The organism is Intestinibacter sp., from assembly GCF_051866655.1.
GTDB lineage: Bacteria > Bacillota > Clostridia > Peptostreptococcales > Peptostreptococcaceae > Intestinibacter.
The window spans coordinates 1-2,834 of the sequence record NZ_JBJDXL010000427.1 but is presented as its reverse complement, the minus strand read 5'-3'; the positions used below and the strand labels follow the sequence as shown (position 1 = coordinate 2,834).

Genomic DNA, 2,834 nt, shown 5'->3' with positions numbered 1-2,834 from the left:
TAAATTCATAGGTGGTCACGGTACTACTTTAGGTGGAGTTGTAGTAGACAGCGGTAACTTCGACTGGATAGGAAGTGGAAAATTCCCTTGCTTAACTGAACCAGATATGTCTTACAATGGACTTAATTATGCAAAGGATGTAGGAGCTGCAGCTTATGCAACTAAATTAAAGGTTCAATGGCTAAGAGACTCTGGTGCTTGCTTAAGTCCATTCAGTGCATTTATGCTATTACAAGGTCTTGAAACTATGTCACTTAGAATAGAAAGACATATTTCAAATACAAAAGCTATAACTGAATTTTTAAACAACCATCCACAAGTTGCATGGGTTAATTATCCAGGATTAAAAGACAATAAATACTATGAATTAGGTCAAAAATACCTACCAAAAGGAGCAGGCTCAATATTTACATTTGGTATAAAGGGAGGACTAGAAGCTGGTAAGAAATTTATAGAAAGCCTTCAAATATTCTCTCACCTTGCAAATGTTGCCGATGCAAAATCACTAGTTATACATCCTGCAAGTACTACACATGCTCAACTTAACGAAGAAGAACAAATCGCAGCAGGTGTTAGACCTGATATGATAAGAATGTCTGTAGGTATAGAAGATATAGACGACTTACTATGGGATTTAGACCAAGCTTTAAAAGCAACTTTATAGGAAAAAAATATTGTAAAAAAATACCAACCGGTATATAATAAATAAATGATAAGAAGTAGCTATCGATATATTGTGTATTGATAGCTACTTAATTTATGTGAAAAATTTTATTTGAAAGAAGTGATTTTAATGGATGCAAGTCAGAATAAAATAAACTATTTGTTTTCTAATGCAGATTTAAAGAAATTAATTGGTCCATTGATAGTGGAACAATTGCTTTTAATAGTAGTTGGCTTGGTGGACTCGATTATGGTGGCAAGCGTAGGAGAATCGGCGGTATCGGCAGTATCTTTAGTAGATACTATAATGGTACTTATAACACAGGTTTTTACAGCATTAGGAACTGGTGGTGCTGTTGTCGCAGGTCAATTTTTAGGTCAAAAAAATGAGAAAAAATCATGTGAAGCATCAGATCAACTGATCTTATTCTTATTAGTCAGCTCAATTGTAGTTATGATTATAGGATATCTTTTAAAGAACTTTATATTATACAAGGTATTTGGGACATTAGAGGCTGATGTAATGTATCATGCTACTATATATTTATTGATAGTATTTTTATCAATTCCGGGAATAGCTATTTATAATGGAGCAGCGGCTTTATTTAGAGCTATGGGAAATTCTAATATAACTATGAAAATATCAATTCTTATGAACAGTGTAAACTTCATAGGAAATGCGGTTATGATATATGGACTAAAGATGGGCGTTATGGGCGCTGCTATTCCAACTGTATTTTCTAGATATTTGGCAGCTGTAATAGCATTTTACCTTATAAGAAATCAAAAATTACAAATTCACTTATCTGAAAAAATGTGCTTTCATTTTGATGGAAGCATGATAAAGAGAATCTTGTATATAGGTGTTCCAAATGGATTGGAAAATAGTATGTTCCAGCTTGGAAAAATAGTAGTTTTAAATTTAGTTGCTAGCTTCGGAACAGCGTCTATAGCTGCAAATGCAGTTAGTAACTGCTTAGCTCTTTTTCAAATAGTTCCAGGAATGGCTATAGGTCAAGCAGTTCTAGCAGTAACATCACAGTGCGTAGGTGCAAATGATGAGTATCAAACAAAATACTATACTAAAAAACTGCTAAAATTTACATATATCGGTATGATAATTACTAATATAATTATATTTATAGCATTAGCTCCGATTTTAGATGTATATAATTTATCACAAGAAACATCGCAAATGGCTAGAGATATTATAATTTATCACGGAGTCATGGGAATGCTGATTTGGCCTTTATCATTTACATTGCCAAATACTCTTAGAGCTTGTAACGATGTTAAATTCTGTATGATAGTTTGTATAGTTTCAATGTGGATTTTTAGAATAGGATTTAGTTATATTGTAGGTAAGTTCATGGGCTGGGGAGTATTCGGCGTATGGGTTGCTATGACAATAGACTGGATGGTTAGAAGTGTATTTTTCGTATGGAGATATTTTAGCGGAAGATGGAAGCTATATTGGTATTAATTAAAAAATCCCTGGATAGATTGGTGTTTATCTGTCCAGGGATTTTTTCAAAATATATTAATCTACAACCATTACAGAATTGAAGCTAGATTCTTTATCATCTACAGTTAATTTTATATTATCGTAGTAATTTATTTTGTCGTCAGAGACTGTAGTATTTTTTTGGTAGATTACAAATAACTTCTGCGACAATTCTTCAGGATTATCTTTTTTGCTTAGGTAAGCTACAATATTTAAAGTATCGTCCTCTATATTACAGCTTATGTCGGTAAATTCGTTTTTTAAGCCTAAGAAATATATATAAGTATTAGAGCTAGTATTTATCTGATAAACACCCTCTTCTAGAGAAGTGTCATCGATTATATTTTTAATTTTTCTATTGTTTAATGCAGATATATCTATTTTATTTAATTTTACCATGTTCTCTGAATCGTTGCTATGACTACATCCAAAGCAAAAAATACTCGATATAATTAATGTCATAATTAATATTTTTTTCATAGGATTCTCCTTAATTAATATTATTTTAGAGATAATACATTTTTTACGTGAATCATAGTTCCTATTAAAAGGCAATCTTCATCTATATTGAATTTAGAGTTGTGGATAGGGTAAGCGGCATTTTTATCTTCGTTACCACATCCTAAGTTGAAAAATACACCTGGTACTTTTTGTAAAAACCATGAGA

At 31.7% G+C, this 2,834-nt stretch carries 3 protein-coding genes; 2 read left to right on the top strand and 1 reads right to left on the bottom strand.

Annotated features, from left to right (window positions below; all coding sequences use genetic code 11):
* Both ACI3VO_RS12840 and ACI3VO_RS12835 read left to right on the top strand, forming a co-directional pair.
* The coding region (locus ACI3VO_RS12840) for a PLP-dependent transferase (RefSeq protein WP_439758295.1) at positions 1–664 on the top strand (664 nt) is incomplete at its 5' end.
* Positions 665–793: 129 nt separating this feature from the next.
* Positions 794–2,146 (top strand): MATE family efflux transporter, encoded by a 1,353-nt coding sequence (locus tag ACI3VO_RS12835; protein WP_439758294.1) that lies wholly within the window; start codon positions 794–796, stop codon positions 2,144–2,146.
* A 57-nt stretch (positions 2,147–2,203) separates the two neighbouring features.
* Here ACI3VO_RS12835 and ACI3VO_RS12830 read toward each other — a convergent pair whose 3' ends face one another.
* Positions 2,204–2,647 carry a hypothetical protein gene (locus ACI3VO_RS12830; protein ID WP_439758293.1) on the bottom strand — a complete coding sequence of 148 codons (444 nt, stop codon included), beginning with the start codon at positions 2,645–2,647 and terminating at the stop codon, positions 2,204–2,206.
* Positions 2,648–2,834: the final 187 nt, after the last annotated feature.

What these genes read in the sequence shown, in the direction of transcription:
- ACI3VO_RS12830 (WP_439758293.1), bottom strand. Translation starts at nt 2,647, where the DNA reads ATGAAAAAAATATTAATTATGACATTAATTATATCGAGTATTTTTTGC.
- ACI3VO_RS12835 (WP_439758294.1), top strand. Translation starts at nt 794, where the DNA reads ATGGATGCAAGTCAGAATAAAATAAACTATTTGTTTTCTAATGCAGAT.